Genomic DNA, 17,153 nt, shown 5'->3' with positions numbered 1-17,153 from the left:
AGACCACCTTACTCATCGATAGATGCCGATACAGTGACATTCCCACGACGCTCCACACCATCAGTTCCATGGGGAGCCTACGCTTTCGAATCGTCGTGACGCCTGTGTCTTCAAGGCATTGATTAATGAGAGCGGGGCACAGGAGATCTGATAGGCCATTGAGTTGGTCAGCAGAAAATTGGTGTATTCGGTCGAGGGCTTGTCTTAAGAACATAAAAAAATCCGAGTGTAGAAATACACTCGGATTTTGCCAGCCTCTCAGGATCGTTCAACCGATCATTTTTTGCTTAACTGATCGGCATTAGGCTTCTAGCCTGCTTTTTGTTTTTCAGCGAACGGGTTTTACCGAATCACGTATTAGCCGTTCCATTGGTAATCAAGAGACGCTTCAACAGGATCGATTGGCGCAATCACCGCTGGTGCAATGCTCTGCACAGCTTGGCCATCAATCACCACGGCGTCATCAGCGACAGTGGTATCAACCACTGCAGCATCAACCACAGAGCCGTCAGCCGCCAATGGTGTTGGGGTCACGATGTTGACTAACTCAACCGGGCTCAGCAAGGTCTCTACTCGGCGCAAGCGACGATCAGATTGCATTTCGTTGTGGAACACATCTTCTGAGGCCAACAGGCTAACGCGGAACGTTGCTGTATCATTAATCAGTGATTCTAAGCGAAGCGCCGCCACGGAATTCAACCCTTTCAATGTGCGTTCTAAAACAAAGAAATCTTCCGCAGACGCCATGCCCGACACATTCAGCTTCTTCGCACCGCTATCAGCCACACCTAAGGTCACGCCGAAACGTTCCGCGTAGAAATCAGAGATGTCATCTACCATGGTGGCAAATTCATCAGCCGTAGCACCAGATGCGCGACCTTCAATGGTTGCATCTTTCCCCATGGTTGCGGCATTGGGGAACAATTGCCAGCTCAGTTGGTTGCCACGCATTTTAACGACGGCGACACCAGCAGGGTTATAACGCGCACTTGCTTCAGCAATAGGTTGTGCGAAGCCGCCCCACAAATCGGGGATTGAAATCGCCACCACATCGTCGAAATCGCCCACAGGCATCAGAACAGGCAAACCGCGACGCTCACCTTGTGCCTTGAGTTCGTTAATCAATGAAGAGCCCGATTGCTCCCAAACCACGTTGCGCGATGACGCTTGGTCTTGCACTACCCAGAAAAGGACTTCAGGGCGAGGAACACCCCAGTACTTCGCCTGTGCTTGCGTCAAAAGGGTACGGATTTTCGCATCGTCAAAACCAAGGATAAGGCTTCGCTGTGCATCCACATCGCCATAACCCAGTTGCGTGATGTATTGATTTACCGTGGGTAAGGCTTTTTTGACGACGGGGTTTTCACCCACATTTGATTGTCCTGATGCACGGATAAGTACATCAACAAAGGCTTGTTCCTTCGCCAACTGCTCTGTGGCGGCATCACTGTCATCCAGCACTACTTCTGCATTAAAAATAGAAGCAGCCATGGCGCTTGTTTGCCCAACAAAAAGTGCGAGGGCCAAAAAGAAAATTCGTAACATAACTATGCCAGATAACTCGATTCTTAAACGTTGATCATAAGATGAAGCCTGAGATGCAGCAATGGTAAAACGCCGAAATTGCGTCATATAGCCATTTCATTTATCCCCGCTCATCCCCTATCTTATTGCTTTATTGTGTAATTCGTCGACAAGGGTTTGTTCTCTCATGGGAAAACCCTATACCTCATGGTAGTATTTTCCGATTTTTTTATTAAGGATGCTGCGTCATGATGCAAATACTACAAGGGGCACAAATGCTATTTGTTGCCTTTGGCGCGTTAGTCTTAGTCCCGTTGTTAACAGGCTTAGATCCTAACGTTGCACTATTTGGTGCCGGTATTGGTACTCTTATCTTCCAAGTAATCACCAAACGCTCCGTACCCATTTTTCTTGCTTCCTCTTTCGCGTTCATCGCGCCGATCCTTTTCGGCGTTCAGACATGGGGCATTCCAGCAACCATGGGCGGCCTAATGGTTGCGGGTGTGGTTTACGTCATCATGGGCGGCATCATCAAGGTTCGCGGTGTCGGCTTTATTCATACCTTATTGCCACCTGTGGTTGTTGGCCCTGTCATCATGGTCATCGGCCTTGGCCTTGCCCCTTCAGCCGTGAACATGGCTCTGGGTAAATCAGGCGATGGCGCGGTACAACTGATTGATGGCTCTGTCGCTTTATGGATCTCTGCAATTTCACTGATCACCACTATTGGAGTGTCAGTGTTTGCAAAAGGTTTCTTTAAACTTATGCCAATTTTAAGCGGCATCATTGCGGGTTATACGACAGCGCTGTTCTTCGGCGTGGTCGACTTCTCTCCAGTGACGAACGCTGCTTGGCTGTCCATGCCGAACTTCACCATGCCTGAATTCAACATCAATGCCGTGTTGTTCATGATCCCTGTCGCGATTGCTCCAGCAGTTGAGCACGTGGGTGACATGTTGGCCATTTCTAACGTGACACAAAAAGACTACCTGAAAAAACCAGGCCTTCACCGCACCATGGCTGGTGACGGTTTTGCCACTATTGCTGCGTCCATGTTCGGAGCGCCACCTAACACGACCTACAGCGAAGTCACTGGCGCTGTCATGCTGACGCGTGCTTTCAACCCCGTCATCATGACATGGGCGGCTGTAACCGCGTTGGTGCTGGCATTTGTGGGGAAGCTGGGCGCGATTCTCCAAACCATTCCTGTTCCAGTGATGGGCGGCATCATGATTTTGTTGTTTGGCTCTATCGCAACGGTTGGCTTAAACACGATGATTAAAAACCAAGTGGATCTGCACAAAGCGCGTAACCTTGCTATCGTTGCTGTGACCTTGGTGTTTGGTATCGGTGGTATGGCATTTGGTATCGGCGATTTCAGCCTTCAGGGCATCAGCCTTTGCGGCATCGTTGCTATCTTCTTGAACCTTGTTCTGCCAAAAGACATGGGCGAGAGCCACGTTGTCGATAACGCGCAAATGGAAGACTAACTCTGTTACCTACGCGAACAAAAAAGGCTTCCAGATTGGAAGCCTTTTTTTTGCTCTGGATGACTGTCAGTATTATTTCGTACCGAAGATCTTGTCACCCGCATCGCCCAAACCAGGAACGATGTAGCCTTTGTCATTCAGTTTTTCGTCAATTGCTGCCGTGTAAAGCTCAACATCTGGGTGCGCTTTTTCAAGTGCTGCAATACCTTCTGGTGCAGCAACAAGTACCAACACTTTGATGTTGAAACAGCCATTTTCTTTCAGCAGGTCGATGGTTGCGATCATCGAACCACCCGTCGCTAGCATTGGGTCAACCACCAGCGCCATGCGCTCATTGATGTTGCTTGCCAGTTTATGGAAATAAGGCACTGGCTCTAGCGTTTCTTCATCACGGTAGATACCTACCACGCTGATACGTGCACTTGGAATGTGCTCAAGAACGCCATCCATCATACCTAGACCTGCACGCAGGATAGGAACAACGGTCACTTTTTTACCTTTGATCTGATCAACGTCTACTGGACCATTCCAACCTTCAATCGTCACTTTTTCAGTTTCGAAATCAGAGGTTGCTTCATAGGTCAGCAGACTACCAACTTCTGTCGCCAGCTCGCGAAAACGCTTGGTGCTGATATCACCTTCGCGCATCAGACCGATTTTGTGTTTTACCAGCGGGTGCATAACCTCGACGACTTTCATGACAGACTCCTGCAAAAAACAAATTCCACGCATTATACACGAGAAAAAATCGCCGAATAGCAATGCTCACCGAGTTGCGCTTTTTTAGCACAAATCGACTGACGCAAACGTTTTCCTTTTTGCAAATGCGCTGTTAAAATGGCGCCGCTTTTAGTCCATAACTCGGTAAGGATCTCCAGTGAGCGGTAATAAGTCTTCTCTTAGCTACAAAGATGCAGGTGTTGATATTGATGCAGGTAATGCACTCGTTGACCGTATCAAAGGCGTCGTAAAACGCACTCGTCGCCCTGAAGTCATGGGTGGTATCGGCGGTTTTGGCGCACTGTGTGAGCTACCAACCAAATACAAGCAGCCTGTGCTGGTATCTGGCACAGATGGCGTGGGCACTAAACTACGCTTGGCGATGGACCTAAAAAAACATGACACCATTGGTATCGATTTGGTCGCCATGTGTGTAAACGATTTAATTGTTCAAGGTGCAGAGCCTCTGTTCTTCCTTGATTACTATGCAACAGGCAAACTGGATGTTGATACGGCGGCGGATGTCGTCACTGGTATCGGCGAAGGTTGTTTGCAGTCAGGCTGTGCCTTGATCGGTGGTGAAACCGCTGAAATGCCAGGCATGTATGACGGCGAAGACTATGACGTTGCAGGTTTCTGCGTCGGCGTTGTGGAAAAAGAAAACATCATTGACGGTTCGAAAGTCAGTGCTGGCGACGCGATCATCGCTATCGCTTCATCAGGCCCACACTCAAACGGCTACAGCTTAGTGCGTAAAATCATCGAAGTATCAAACGCCGATGTGTCCGCTGAGCTTGAAGGTAAGCCTTTGGGCGACCACCTTCTAGAACCGACTCGCATTTACGTAAAACCTGTTCTTAAGATGCTAGAAACCTGCGATGCACACGCCATTTCTCACATTACGGGTGGTGGTTTCTGGGAAAACATCCCTCGCGTGTTGCCTGAAGGCACAAAAGCCGTTATCGATGGAAACAGCTGGGAATGGCCGGCTATTTTTAAATGGCTACAAGAGAACGGCAACGTGACGCAACACGAAATGTACCGCACCTTTAACTGTGGTGTTGGTTTGATCATTGCCCTACCTGCAGAGCAAGCGCAACAAGCTATCGACATTCTTAACCAAGAAGGTGAGAACGCGTGGTTGCTTGGTAATATCGAGAATGCAGTTGCCGATGAAGAGCAGGTAGAAATCAAGGGGTGATCATGAAAAACGTGGTAGTGCTGGTCTCCGGCAACGGCTCTAACTTGCAAGCCATTATCGACCGATGTCATGGAAAAGATGGCATCAATATCGCGGCGGTAATGGCGAATAAAGAAAGTGCCTACGGACTGACTCGTGCGAAAGAGGCAGGTATCGATGCCGTTGTGGTGCCAAGTAAAGGCATCACAGATCGCAGCGAATACGACGACAAGTTAATGACAGCCATCGATGGCTATCAACCTGACCTAATTGTACTTGCTGGCTTTATGCGTATTTTGACGCCTGCATTTGTTCAGCATTACCACGGTAAAATGATCAATATTCATCCTTCGTTACTGCCTAAGTACACAGGGTTGAATACCCACCAGCGCGCCATTGATGCGGGTGACAAAGAGCATGGAACCTCTGTGCACTTTGTGACTGAGGAACTCGATGGCGGCCCTGTTATTCTCCAAGCTCAAGTGCCTATTTTTGATGGCGACGATGCTGACGCGGTTGTTGAACGTGTTCAAGAACAAGAACACAACATTTACCCCCTCGTGGTTGAATGGTTCTGTCAGGATCGTTTGAGTATGACTGAAGGGAAAGCACTACTTGATAAGCAAATTTTAGGGGAATCAGGTTACGCAGCCGAGTAAAACTCGACGGATTAACCTCTGACTAAAAGAATAAAAAAACGCGCTTAACAGCGCGTTTTTTTATATCTGAAATATCACCTTTTCCGGCGCGAGAGGTTATCCCTCAAAATCTGCTCGGTTGCAGGTAATCACTTCACCTAAGTGGAATACGCAATATTCACCAGGCTGCATTTTATGCCACGTTTCATTGTTGGTGAGTGGCTGAGTCGCAATCACTGTCACCACATCATTCGGCGTGGTTTCTTCTTGGAAGTCGACCGTCACATCTTCATCAATCAAACTGGCTTTGCCAAACGGTGCACGTCGTGTGATCCAGTGGAGATTATTGGTGCAGTAGGCCATGACATAATCGCCATCACTGAACAGCATATTGAACACACCAAGCTCACGCAATTTATCACAACGACTTGCGATAAAACGGAAGACCTCTGTCATGTCTTCTGGCTTTTCTGGGTAGTACTGTTCAATTTCATGCAGTAGCCAGCAAAATGCTTTTTCGCTGTCTGTTTCACCAACCGGTTTAAAGTGCCCTGATGGCATGTCTTCATAACCTGTCAGCTGGCCGTTGTGCGCGTACGTCCAATAACGTCCCCAAATCTCACGTGTAAAGGGGTGCGTGTTTTCTAAATTCACATCTCCCCGGTTAGCTTGTCGAATATGACTCACTACCGCACAGCTTTTTATGGGATAACTTTGAACGAGCTCGGCGATTTTAGAGTTACAGCTAGGGTTGGGATCTTTGAATGTGCGAAAGCCTTTGCCTTCATAAAATACAATTCCCCAACCATCTCGGTGCGGACCTGTATTACCACCACGCTGGATCAAACCTGTAAAACTAAAACAAATATCGGTTGGCACATTGGCACTCATGCCAAGAAGTTCACACATGTTCCGTCACGCTTTCCTTATCAACGGCGAGAGTTGCTCATCATCGAACAACTCAGCACTGTATGGGCGAGGCCCAATTATTTTTCCATTTCTTTTTCAACAAGCTGAATCAGGATGTGGATGATCTTGATGTGCACTTCCTGAATACGGTCAGCATAGCCAAAATGCGGCACACGGATTTCAATGTCCGCCAGTCCTGCCATTTTACCGCCGTCTTTACCTGTCAACATGATAGATGTCATGCCTTTGGCTTTTGCTGCTTCAATCGCGCGAAGAATGTTGCCCGAATTGCCAGATGTCGACAAACCAAACAAGACATCGCCTTTCATGCCCACCGCTTCAAGGTAGCGAGAGAATACAAACTCGTAACCAAAGTCATTACTCACACAGGAGATATGGCTAGGGTCTGAAATCGCAATCGCAGGGTAACCTGGACGGTTTTCGCGATAACGACCTGTCAATTCTTCAGCGAAGTGCATTGCGTCACAGTGGGAGCCACCGTTACCACATGAAAGCACTTTACCGCCTGCTTTAAATGAATCCGCCAGCAGCTTTGCAGCAGCTTCAATGTTCGCAATGTTCTTTTCGTCTTTTAGAAACGCGTCTAGCACGCTTGCAGCTTCCGTCAGCTCAGAGCGAATAAGGTCTTGGTACATGGGCTATTCTCTTTTTTTATGTTGGATGACATGGGGCAAGCCGCCCAAATATCTGTCGAGCCAGTGTACCTGTAAACACTGGAAGCTGTCGATATTCCCATGACGGTTGTGATTGTTGTGTGAAAACAATTAACTGAAAAAATCATTAGAGTCATTTCTCTAACAGATGAAAGACGGAGCACATTTTTACCGGTCATTGTTTTACATTCTTGCAAAAACCTGCTTACAATTAAGTGGTATGACCTCTTACCATTTAGTGACGGGTTGCTGGAGAAGGAGAACCGAAAATGGCAACAACCCTATACCTGATTACGTTTGCCGCCATCATGGCTGTGATGGCTTACCATCGTGCTGGCTTAAAGCTGTTTACTGCGCTGGCTGCTGGTTTGTTAATTGTTGGATCAATCATGGGCATCGTGGGACAAGTCACGTGGCTTATTTTTGTCGCCATCGCTATTCCATTGAACGTGAAGTCTTTCCGCGAAAGTTGGTTAAGTAAGCCAGCATTAAAAGCATTCCGTGGTGTGATGCCAGAAATGTCACAAACGGAAAAAGAAGCGATCGATGCGGGTACGGTGTGGTGGGAAGCGGATCTGTTCCGCGGTGCGCCAGACTGGAACAAACTTCATGACATCCCTGCACCACGACTCAGCGCGGAAGAACAAGCGTTTTTGGATGGCCCAGTAAACGAAGTGTGTCGCATGGTTAACGAATACCAAGTGACCCATGAATTGGCAGACTTACCACCGAATGTGTGGCAATTCCTAAAAGACAAAAAATTCTTCGCCATGATCATTAAGAAAGAATATGGCGGTTTGGAGTTTTCGGCATATGCACAGTCTTTGGTGTTGCAGAAACTGACTGGCGTGTCTGGCGTATTATCGTCAACCGTTGGTGTACCAAACAGCTTGGGCCCAGGCGAATTGCTGCAACATTATGGTACAGAAGATCAAAAGAACCATTACTTGCCGCGCCTTGCTGAAGGCAAGGAGATTCCTTGTTTTGCGTTGACGAGCCCAGAAGCAGGTTCTGATGCTGGGTCGATTCCTGATGAAGGTTACGTCACCAAAGGCATGTGGCAAGGCAAAGAAGTGCTGGGTATGTCAATTACCTGGAATAAACGCTACATCACTCTCGCCCCTGTTGCGACGGTATTGGGTCTCGCATTCAAACTGAAAGATCCCGAAGGCCTATTGGGTCACACCAAAGATCTTGGTATTACCTGTGCGTTAATCCCAACGGACATTGAAGGCGTAGAGATTGGCCGCCGTCACTTCCCACTTAACCTGCCTTTCCAAAATGGTCCCACAACTGGTGAGAACATTTTCGTGCCTATCGATTTTATTATCGGTGGTGCAGAAATGGCCGGACAAGGCTGGAGAATGCTCGTCGAATGTCTGTCAGTCGGTCGTGGTATTACCCTGCCATCAAACTCAACAGGCGGTCTGAAATCAGCAGCGTTAGCCACAGGTGCTTACGCACGAATTCGTCGTCAGTTCAAATTGCCTATCGGTAAAATGGAAGGCATTGAAGAACCTTTGGCGCGTATCGGCGGTAACGCTTACGTCATGGACGCAGCAAGCGCCCTGACCGTCGCGGGTATTGATTTGGGTGAGAAACCGTCGGTTATCTCTGCCATCGTCAAATACCATTGTACCCACCGTGGTCAGCGCAGCATCATCGATGCAATGGACGTTGCTGGCGGTAAAGGCATTTGTATCGGCCCTAAAAACTTCCTCGCTCGTGGGTATCAAGGCGCCCCCATTGCCATTACCGTTGAGGGTGCAAACATCCTCACACGTTCAATGATCATCTTTGGACAAGGTGCTATCCGTTGTCACCCATTCGTATTGGCAGAAATGGAAGCAGCATACAACGACGACGAAAAGCAAGCATTGGCGACTTTTGACCATGCATTGTTTGGCCATGTTGGCTTTGTCATCAGCAACTTGATGCGATCGGTTTGGTTAGGTCTCACGGATGGCCGCACGTCGAAAGCGCCACGTAAAGATGCAACCACGCGCTACTTCCAGCAGATGAACCGTTACAGCGCCAATCTGGCACTTCTCGCGGACATTTCAATGGCAGTACTCGGTGGCAACTTGAAACGTAAAGAACGCCTCTCAGCGCGTTTGGGGGATGTTCTAAGTCAACTGTACCTCGCATCAGCAACAATGAAGCGTTACGCTGACGAAGGTTATCAAAAAGATGATCTGCCACTCGTGCATTGGGGTATGCAGGATGCGCTTCATCAAGCTGAAGAAGCCTTGATTGAGTTCCTTGCAAACTTCCCTAATCGTTTGGTTGCAGCACCTCTTCGTGTACTCCTGTTCCCATTTGGAACACGCAGAGCGAAACCAAGTGACAAACTGGATGGCAAAGTGGCGCAGATCCTTCAAACCCCAAGTGAAGCGCGCAGCCGTATCGGTCGTGGCCAGTTCCTTGAGGCATCAGAGCACAACCCTGTCGGTAAGATAGAACAGGCACTGATGGACATTTTGACTGCCGAGCCTATTTATCAAAAAATCGTCAAAGCCACAGGTCAAAACCTCCCATTTATGTTCTTGGACAAAGTGGCGGAGATTGGTCTGAAAGAAGGCGTGATTACTGATAAAGAAGCTGAACAGTTACGCATTGCAGAAGCGGGACGTTTAGAAACCATCAATGTTGATGATTTTGACCCTGCAGAACTTGCGGCAGCGGATACCACATTGAACAATGTGATTCATGCTGCGTAAACGCAAAAGCATCGCTCACTCCCTATAGGTTGAGCGCACCATCAAAAAAGGAGAAGCACATAGCTTCTCCTTTTTTATCACTAGCAAATGTTCATCACCAGCAAACATAAACCCTCTCGGTGCTTACGTTATGCAGCTTTATCCGATTCCTCTGGTGGTGCTTCCAACTCTCCTTCCATCTCTGCAGCAAGCTTCTTGGCCTTGATCTTGCGAATGATGAACCAAGTTAGAATCGCGAGCACAAGCAGCAGAATGTTTCCGCCAATGATCGTAATTAGCGCCATTTTGCGATCTTCTTCGCGCTGAATCGCAGCCAGCCTTTCTTCTTCAATACGCGCGCGTTCTGCTTCTCGCGCTTCTCGCTCCAGCTTGGCTTGTTCAATGGCTTCATAATCAGCAACCGCAAAAGTTTGTTCTGGCAACTCAAACACCAACGGACGGCTTGAAAGCTTGTCAGTGCCATATAGCCACGCATGCCATTTGTGACGTCCTGGCACGTCGAAATTATCGATATCAACAGTCAGACGAGTGTAATCCTTCGTCGCCTGCCCTTGATAGACAGAAGGCTTACCGTTGGAGTCAGTAAACTCTACGTGTGTTGCAATGGTGCCGGGTTCAACGCTTGCCGTATCGGACTCTACCAAAAAGTGGTGTGGTAGGGCTTTCTTACGGCTTTGTTTAAACGTCGCCATCAGCGGCGTGGGGTAAACCAGCACTTCTTGTTCAAGGGTACGGAAGAATACGCCATTGCCTGATGTAACGCGGGCGCGGTATTTTCCCGGAGGCACATTGATAGGCAGCTCAACGGTAAACATGCCATCACCCGCCACCTCATCAAGGCCAGCACCGTCGTCTTTAAATTGTCCAAGGGATTTTGCTTGCGGGCGCTGATCAACCGGAATGCCCTCCACGCTTTCAATAAACTCGGTAAAGGTAACGCCCAATTCAACACTATCCAGAAAGTCTCTGAGGTTTAGCGGGCTACCCGCCTGCATCAACTGCGCGGTGAACTTTAAGGTTTCACCCTGATAAAGGCGGTCAGGGAAGGTGTCTACCTTCATGCTTAATTCGGAGAGAATTCGGATTTTGTTCTCAGGCGTCACTTTGCCTATCGCCTGCCAGGGTCCAGGCATAGGATTGAAGACTGAGACAATGTCCATATCGGCTTCTGTGTGCCATGAGACATTGTCAGGGTGTCGCCATTCATAGAGCTTGGTTCCGTCCGGTTGTATCAGTACAACAGGACGGCTCGCTTCTTCACGGTAAATAACGAAAGCAACTTGAGTGATGGTGGAATCAATTCGGAATCGGTTGTTGAGCAACCGTATATCGCGATCAGATGTCTGCGCGGCCGATACGTTGAACGACATCAGCAAAACGAGCAGAAGCCCAGCCCACCCTCTTTTCATACAATCTCCTGTTGCCTCCACAAGCAGCTGCCATTTTTCTCTATGGTATCAAGCTGCGCATTATGCTCTTGTAGTTCATCGGCCGATGCACGGATAATCTTTAGCGATTTCGTACCCGCTTCTACACGACGAATAGATTCGCCGCTTTGTGCGTTCTCGTCACTGCCACTAAATGCCAGCGACGTTTGTCCGCCCGTCATCAACAGATAAACATCTGCCAATATCTCGGCATCCAGCAATGCGCCATGGAGCGTTCGGTGAGAGTTATCTATGCCATAGCGTTCACAGAGAATATCGAGGTTATTTCGCTTGCCCGGAAATATCTGTTTCGCCATCGCCAAGGTATCGGTGATCTTACAGAACTGCTCTGTTTTACCGATGGTGGGATCCAGCGTTTGGAATTCCTGATCCATGAAGCCGACGTCGAAGGGCGCGTTGTGTGCGACCATTTCAGCGCCTTTGATGAATGCCAAAAACTCTTTGTGAATCTCGCCATATTCTGGCTTATCCACTAAGAATTCGTCGGTAATACCATGAACACCGATAGCCTCAGGATCGATTTCGCGATCTGGCTTAATGTAGACGTGAAAATGCTTACCGGTGAGTTTGCGATTGATGATCTCAACGGCACCGATTTCAATGATTCTATGGCCTTCGTAATGAGGGCCACCTTCACGGTTCATACCCGTGGTTTCTGTATCGAGAACGATTATTCTGTCGTAACTGGCTTTCATAGCGTCACTTGTGTCAGACTTGGCGATTAATTTACACAGATACTAACAAATATGGTCAAGCAGGTAGAAATTTTCACGGATGGTTCTTGTCTTGGTAATCCTGGACCTGGTGGATATGGCGTTGTCATGCGTTACAAAGCGCATGAAAAAGAGCTCAGTGAAGGCTTTGACCTAACAACCAACAACCGCATGGAGTTGCTGGCTGCCATTGTTGGTTTAGCGACATTAAAAGAATCTTGCGATGTAACACTGACGACGGACAGCCAATATGTTCGACAAGGTATTACGCAGTGGATTCACAATTGGAAAAAACGCGGTTGGAAAACGGCAGAGAAAAAGCCGGTGAAAAATTCCGATCTATGGAAGCGTTTAGATGAAGAAACTCAGCGCCATCGTGTGGATTGGCAATGGGTAAAGGGTCATGCTGGCCACCCTGAGAATGAGCGCTGTGACGAACTCGCTCGCGCTGGTGCAGAGAAGCCAACACAACCCGACACGGGCTACCAACCCAACGAATAATACCATTCATAGGGCATGACACCCACGCCCGCGCTTTCAGATTAACGCCGTTTAAACGTCGCCAGATCCGGTTCTATAATTCACACTGACTGGCGATAAACGCTTTCGCATTTTCCACTCGGGTTTTATCGGTTTTAGTGGGTACGTTCGCTTTCTCGCCACGATAAAATACAACGAGCCAATTGCAGGCAGCAGCCCAGAGCATGCATTTTCAAACCACACTCCGCACGTACGATGCTGTGTGGCTGGAATCAAGCCAAAACACGACAGCTCAACAATTTCGTAGTTTAAAACGCCCAACCAATCCCTCACCCTCAAAGGCGTAAACATGCGCCCATTCCATGGCATACGATTTTTGCGCCAAGGAATCAATCTTCCAATCCCCATAATACTGCTAGGGTTGACACCGGTGATAACCAAATAGCCATCGTCTATCATCACTCTATCAATTTCGCGAAGTAATCGGTGCGGGTCATCAGAGTAATCAAGCTGGTTTGCTAATACACAGACGTCGAATGCTTTATCAACAAAGGGAAGGTCATAGTTTTCGGATTCAACATTACGAAGGGGATTTAACTTGTCGATACAGACTTGGTGCTGAATGTTACAATGACCACTGACTAACTCGCAGCTCAGGCCACCAAGCTTCAGCATGTGATAACCAAACATTCTGGGAAGCCACTCATCCAGCCGCGTTTGAATGTGCGCGCACGCCCATTCGCCATGCGCGAATTGATCCCATGTATAAGGGTATTCTAGTGGACGTTGGCTGCGAGCTGGTTTCATAAATACTATGTTATAGCTGGAGAATGAAATGCTATCTGTATCAAGCATACCCGCATTCAATGACAATTACATCTGGCTACTAAAAAATGATGACAATCATTGCGTTGTCGTCGATCCTGGTGATGCCAAGCCAGTCGTGGAAACGCTAAGCAACCTAGGGCTAACGCTTGATGCTATTCTGATTACCCACCATCACTCAGATCATGTGGGCGGCGTGCCCTCTCTTAAAGCAGCCTTTCCCTCAGCTGCAGTCTACGGTCCAGCCACCGAACGCTTTCCTGATGTGACGCACCCTCTTAAAGATAACGACACTTTCACACTCAACAACACGACATTCCGCGTTCTGCATGTTGCGGGCCATACACTGGACCATATTGCTTATTACGCTGATGGCATGTTGTTTTGTGGTGATACCTTGTTCTCAGGTGGATGTGGCCGACTATTTGAAGGCTCACCTGCACAGATGTTGCATTCATTGTCTGCTTTTTCAGCCTTACCTGATAACACTCAAGTGTTTTGCGCTCACGAGTACACAGAATCAAACTTGAAATTTGCACAAGCCATCGAGCCGAATAACACTGAACTGAATCAATATGTTGCAGAAGTTGCAAATTGGCGCTCACAAGGGAAAAGTTCAATCCCTAGCTCTATTGCAAGAGAGAAGGCAATTAACCCTTTCCTTCGTGCACATCATCCCTCAGTAAAAGAAGGGGTGAAAAACAGAGCAAAAGATAGGTCAGATCTAGAAACTTTCACCGCACTAAGACGTTGGAAGGACGAATTTTGACATTCGTCACTTGTAAGCATTACTACAGGCCGCTTATTATCAGCGGCTATTTTTTGAAAGGTTTCTAACACATGAAGTTCCGTTATGTATTAGTAGGATCGATGTTCCTCGCAGGATGCCAACTCACAGGGCAAGAAGACGTCGCCACTACGACTAATACGCCGAAAGAACCAAATTCGGCTATCAAACAAAGCATTGCGGAAACGCCAGCCATTGTTGTTGAAGCAAAGCCGGAAGCCCCAGTCATCACACCGCAAAACCAGGATGATGTTTGGGAGCGGATCTCGATGCAGCTTGAAATGCCCGTACCTGACAACAAACGCGTGAATTACTATCGCAATTGGTACCTCAAGCACCCACAACATCTAAAAACTGTAGCCAAGCGTGCAGAGCCTTTTCTATTCCTCATTACTGAGAAAGTAGAAGCCCGTGGTATCCCCTTAGAAATAGCGCTGCTTCCTGTTGTAGAAAGCTCATTCGACCAATTTGCCTACTCCCATGGTCGCGCTGCTGGCCTTTGGCAATTTGTGCCAGATACAGGTCGCCGTTTTGGCTTGGAACAAAATTGGTGGTATGACGGTCGCCGTGATGTGGTTGCCTCAACAGACGCTGCATTAGATCTGCTTGAGTACCTTCACAAGAAATTCGATGGTGATTGGTTACATGCTCTTGCAGCCTACAATACCGGTGAAGGTCGTGTGTTCCGTGCAATTCGTAAAAATAAAGCCGCGGGTAAACCAACAGACTTTTGGTCACTCGACTTACCAAAAGAAACCAGTGGGTATGTTCCTAAACTGATCGCTGTCGCTGATGTGGTTAAGAATCAAGATAAGTATGGCTTACCGCTGCAAGCCATTGCTAATAAGCCTGTGCTAGACACGGTCGAGCCAAAGGTTCAAATGGACTTAGCGTTGGCTGCAAATTACGCGGGCTTGTCTTTGTCCGAGCTACAAAGCCTAAACCCTGCCTACAACCATTGGGCAACCTCTCCTGATGGCCCGACACACTTGCTTTTGCCGAATGAAAATGTGAGTCGCTTTAAGCAGAAATTGGCCGAAAACGATAATCAGGGCATCAAAGTCACACGTTACAAGGTGAAAAGCGGCGACTCTCTTGGACTAATCGCTCAGCGTAATAACACCACAGTGAAAGTCATTCAGCGTGCAAATAACATGAAGAGTACGACTATTCGTGCTGGACAGCATCTGATGATCCCTGTTGCATTGAAAGACGAGAGTCAATACTCACTCAGCGCACCTCAACGTTTAGCAACCCTGACAAGCAAGAAACGTGGCGACTACAAAGTGACTTACAACGTAAAAAAAGGCGACAGCTTTTGGACAATCGCTCGTAAGCACGATGTTTCTCACAGCGCATTAGCGCGCTGGAACGGCATGGCACCAAAAGATCCTCTTCGTATCGGCCAAGAACTTGTTGTTTGGAAAAAAGGCGCTGAAGGCGCGCGCATTCGCACGATCGTCTATCAGATTCGTGAGGGTGACTCGTTGAGCAGTATTGCCGCTCGCTACAAAGTGTCTGTTTCCGAATTAGTGGAGTGGAACGCCCTTAAAAAGAATGCCTACATCAAACCCGGTCAAAAGCTAAAACTCTATATCGATGTAACGAAAGTTAGTGCATAACGCATAACGCTCCATGGAAAAACGCGATGCCAATGCATCGCGTTTTTTGTATCCAAATGATGTAAAACCGCATCAATTTACGTTGAACGAAAAGCTCGCTGTCATCATGGCGTGATCTGAGGCTAACGTGCTTCGACTGTTAGCGTCATTTAGTACTAAATCTCGATAGTAAATATGATCCAACGGCAAACTAAACACCTTCAAACGTGCATCAGTATCAAAGACAGCTTCTTGTAAGCCAATACGATTAAGCTCAGTCTTAACCGTCTTCAACCGCTTCTCGCTCCATGTATTAAAATCCCCGGCAACAATCACAGGGCCATCAAGCTTAGTCACCGCATCAACCAATGCGTTGAGCTGTTCTCGGTATTCCTCGATTCCAAAGGTAAAATTAATACTGTGGATATTAATGACAGACAGTGTTTGACCATTTGATAATGGAAACTCGCTATATAAAGCACTTTTAGGCAAGCGCAAGTAAGGCTCTACTTTTGTGTAAGCACAGACTTTTTGAGGGGCGAGTTCCGACAACGTCATCACGCCAGCCACTTCATCATTTACAGAAAACGCAAATGCCTGATTGCTGTACCATTGCCGTGCAGAAATGTAGTGCTGCAGATCTTGAGATGACTGTGCCTCTTGAAGAAGTATCAAAGAAGATGTTTTGGAGAGTGCCAACAGTTCATCTTCCCACCCATCCAACTGCTGCTTGTAAATATTCCATACAGCGATGCTCAATGAGTTATTCACATCAATGGAAGCCGACACAGGATAGTTCAAACACCGCACGTCCTTCTGGCTACTTGCCAATCTGGGTGCTTCAGGCACTTCAAGCATGTCATAGATCCATACCAATATCGCACCAATCAGGCTCGCCGTGCCAAGAATAAGCCAACGTTTTTTTAGCGTTTTTTTCATTACAAATGTAGCCGTGGTGATAACCAAAAGAAGTCTGTGAATTTCAGTGGACAGCCCTGAACATCCGCGGCTTCTCACACCTAAATTCTACCAGCTCATAAGCCTCTATCACCAACCTAAATATGAAACGCCCGCAAATAGGCAGAAAGTTTTATGAATTCGCAGAGTTAACGGGTAATAGCAAGTCGCATTCGAAGAATAATTACACCCTAGTATTTTTAAAGGAGGCGTAAATTCGGGCTTAGACGTTAGCAGAGAAAGAATGACTCGGCCAGACTGGTGCTCCCGATCCCAATATCACTTTGAAAAAGTGATAGAAACGAAAAGACACCGGTATTTCTGCTGGGACGCGCAGTCTGAAGCCTTAAATGTGGCAGGGATGGAGAGATTCGACCGGGCTGGCGTTCCAACTCCCAACATCGCTTTGAAAAAGTGACTGAAACGAAAAAGCTCCTGTATTTCTGCCGGGACGCGCAGTCTGGAGCCTTAAATTTGGCAGGGGTGG

At 47.8% G+C, this 17,153-nt stretch carries 16 protein-coding genes; 7 read left to right on the top strand and 9 right to left on the bottom strand.

What is annotated here, in order from left to right:
- Positions 1 to 214 (bottom strand): transposase domain-containing protein (locus BM082_RS23240; protein WP_181955901.1); only part of this gene is annotated, 214 nt, incomplete at its 3' end.
- A 143-nt stretch (positions 215 to 357) separates the two neighbouring features.
- Positions 358 to 1,632 (bottom strand): DUF2066 domain-containing protein, encoded by a 1,275-nt coding sequence (locus BM082_RS23235; RefSeq protein ID WP_074928816.1) that lies wholly within the window; start codon positions 1,630 to 1,632, stop codon positions 358 to 360.
- 140 nt (positions 1,633 to 1,772) lie between these two features.
- Here BM082_RS23235 and BM082_RS23230 point away from each other — a divergent pair, with 140 nt between their 5' ends.
- A complete protein-coding gene (locus tag BM082_RS23230; protein WP_017014259.1) occupies positions 1,773 to 3,014 on the top strand; it encodes a uracil-xanthine permease family protein in 1,242 nt (413 codons plus the stop codon).
- A gap of 72 nt (positions 3,015 to 3,086) precedes the next feature.
- Here the strand turns inward: BM082_RS23230 and upp are convergent, their stop codons facing one another.
- Positions 3,087 to 3,713 (bottom strand): uracil phosphoribosyltransferase, encoded by a 627-nt coding sequence (gene upp / locus BM082_RS23225; protein WP_017008989.1) that lies wholly within the window; start codon positions 3,711 to 3,713, stop codon positions 3,087 to 3,089.
- A gap of 178 nt (positions 3,714 to 3,891) precedes the next feature.
- Between upp and purM the strand changes: the two genes are divergently transcribed.
- A complete protein-coding gene (gene purM / locus BM082_RS23220) occupies positions 3,892 to 4,935 on the top strand; it encodes a phosphoribosylformylglycinamidine cyclo-ligase (RefSeq protein WP_017014260.1) in 1,044 nt (347 codons plus the stop codon).
- Between the two features lie 2 nt (positions 4,936 to 4,937).
- Positions 4,938 to 5,573: a phosphoribosylglycinamide formyltransferase gene (gene purN / locus BM082_RS23215; RefSeq protein ID WP_017008987.1), complete on the top strand. Its 636-nt coding sequence runs from the start codon at positions 4,938 to 4,940 to the stop codon at positions 5,571 to 5,573.
- A 96-nt stretch (positions 5,574 to 5,669) separates the two neighbouring features.
- Here purN and BM082_RS23210 read toward each other — a convergent pair whose 3' ends face one another.
- Both BM082_RS23210 and lpcA read right to left on the bottom strand, forming a co-directional pair.
- The gene (locus tag BM082_RS23210) at positions 5,670 to 6,461 is read right to left on the bottom strand and encodes a class II glutamine amidotransferase (RefSeq protein ID WP_017008986.1); all 792 of its coding nucleotides are present in this window, start codon (positions 6,459 to 6,461) and stop codon (positions 5,670 to 5,672) included.
- Between the two features lie 77 nt (positions 6,462 to 6,538).
- Positions 6,539 to 7,117, bottom strand: a complete 579-nt coding sequence (lpcA, locus tag BM082_RS23205) for a D-sedoheptulose 7-phosphate isomerase (protein WP_017008985.1) — start codon at positions 7,115 to 7,117, stop codon at positions 6,539 to 6,541.
- Between the two features lie 287 nt (positions 7,118 to 7,404).
- On the opposite strand from lpcA, the gene fadE reads away from it, so the two are divergent.
- Positions 7,405 to 9,855, top strand: a complete 2,451-nt coding sequence (gene fadE / locus BM082_RS23200; RefSeq protein WP_017014261.1) for an acyl-CoA dehydrogenase FadE — start codon at positions 7,405 to 7,407, stop codon at positions 9,853 to 9,855.
- 128 nt (positions 9,856 to 9,983) lie between these two features.
- On the opposite strand, the gene BM082_RS23195 is transcribed toward fadE, so the two are convergent.
- Both BM082_RS23195 and dnaQ read right to left on the bottom strand, forming a co-directional pair.
- On the bottom strand, positions 9,984 to 11,264 hold the full coding sequence (locus tag BM082_RS23195; protein ID WP_017008983.1) for a TIGR03503 family protein: 1,281 nt from the start codon (positions 11,262 to 11,264) through the stop codon (positions 9,984 to 9,986).
- Complete coding sequence (dnaQ, locus tag BM082_RS23190; protein ID WP_017008982.1) at positions 11,261 to 11,998, bottom strand: DNA polymerase III subunit epsilon; 738 nt, start codon at positions 11,996 to 11,998, stop codon at positions 11,261 to 11,263. Before dnaQ ends, BM082_RS23195 begins: the two co-directional genes overlap by 4 nt.
- A 51-nt stretch (positions 11,999 to 12,049) precedes the next feature.
- On the opposite strand from dnaQ, the gene rnhA reads away from it, so the two are divergent.
- Positions 12,050 to 12,517, top strand: coding sequence for a ribonuclease HI (gene rnhA / locus BM082_RS23185; protein WP_017008981.1), 468 nt, complete (start codon positions 12,050 to 12,052; stop codon positions 12,515 to 12,517).
- Between the two features lie 51 nt (positions 12,518 to 12,568).
- On the opposite strand, the gene BM082_RS23180 is transcribed toward rnhA, so the two are convergent.
- Positions 12,569 to 13,303, bottom strand: coding sequence for a methyltransferase domain-containing protein (locus tag BM082_RS23180; protein ID WP_026024495.1), 735 nt, complete (start codon positions 13,301 to 13,303; stop codon positions 12,569 to 12,571).
- A 28-nt stretch (positions 13,304 to 13,331) separates the two neighbouring features.
- Between BM082_RS23180 and gloB the strand changes: the two genes are divergently transcribed.
- Positions 13,332 to 14,090: a hydroxyacylglutathione hydrolase gene (gloB, locus tag BM082_RS23175; protein ID WP_017016729.1), complete on the top strand. Its 759-nt coding sequence runs from the start codon at positions 13,332 to 13,334 to the stop codon at positions 14,088 to 14,090.
- A gap of 71 nt (positions 14,091 to 14,161) precedes the next feature.
- Positions 14,162 to 15,730, top strand: coding sequence for a LysM peptidoglycan-binding domain-containing protein (locus tag BM082_RS23170; protein ID WP_026024930.1), 1,569 nt, complete (start codon positions 14,162 to 14,164; stop codon positions 15,728 to 15,730).
- 72 nt (positions 15,731 to 15,802) lie between these two features.
- Here the strand turns inward: BM082_RS23170 and BM082_RS23165 are convergent, their stop codons facing one another.
- Complete coding sequence (locus BM082_RS23165) at positions 15,803 to 16,648, bottom strand: endonuclease/exonuclease/phosphatase family protein (RefSeq protein WP_074928814.1); 846 nt, start codon at positions 16,646 to 16,648, stop codon at positions 15,803 to 15,805.
- Between the last annotated feature and the right edge of the window lie 505 nt (positions 16,649 to 17,153).

It is taken from the genome of Enterovibrio norvegicus DSM 15893 (assembly GCF_900115495.1).
Taxonomy (GTDB): Bacteria; Pseudomonadota; Gammaproteobacteria; order Enterobacterales; family Vibrionaceae; genus Enterovibrio; species Enterovibrio norvegicus.
Note: the sequence above shows the minus strand (reverse complement) of the source record. Positions and strands in the feature narration are given on the sequence as shown.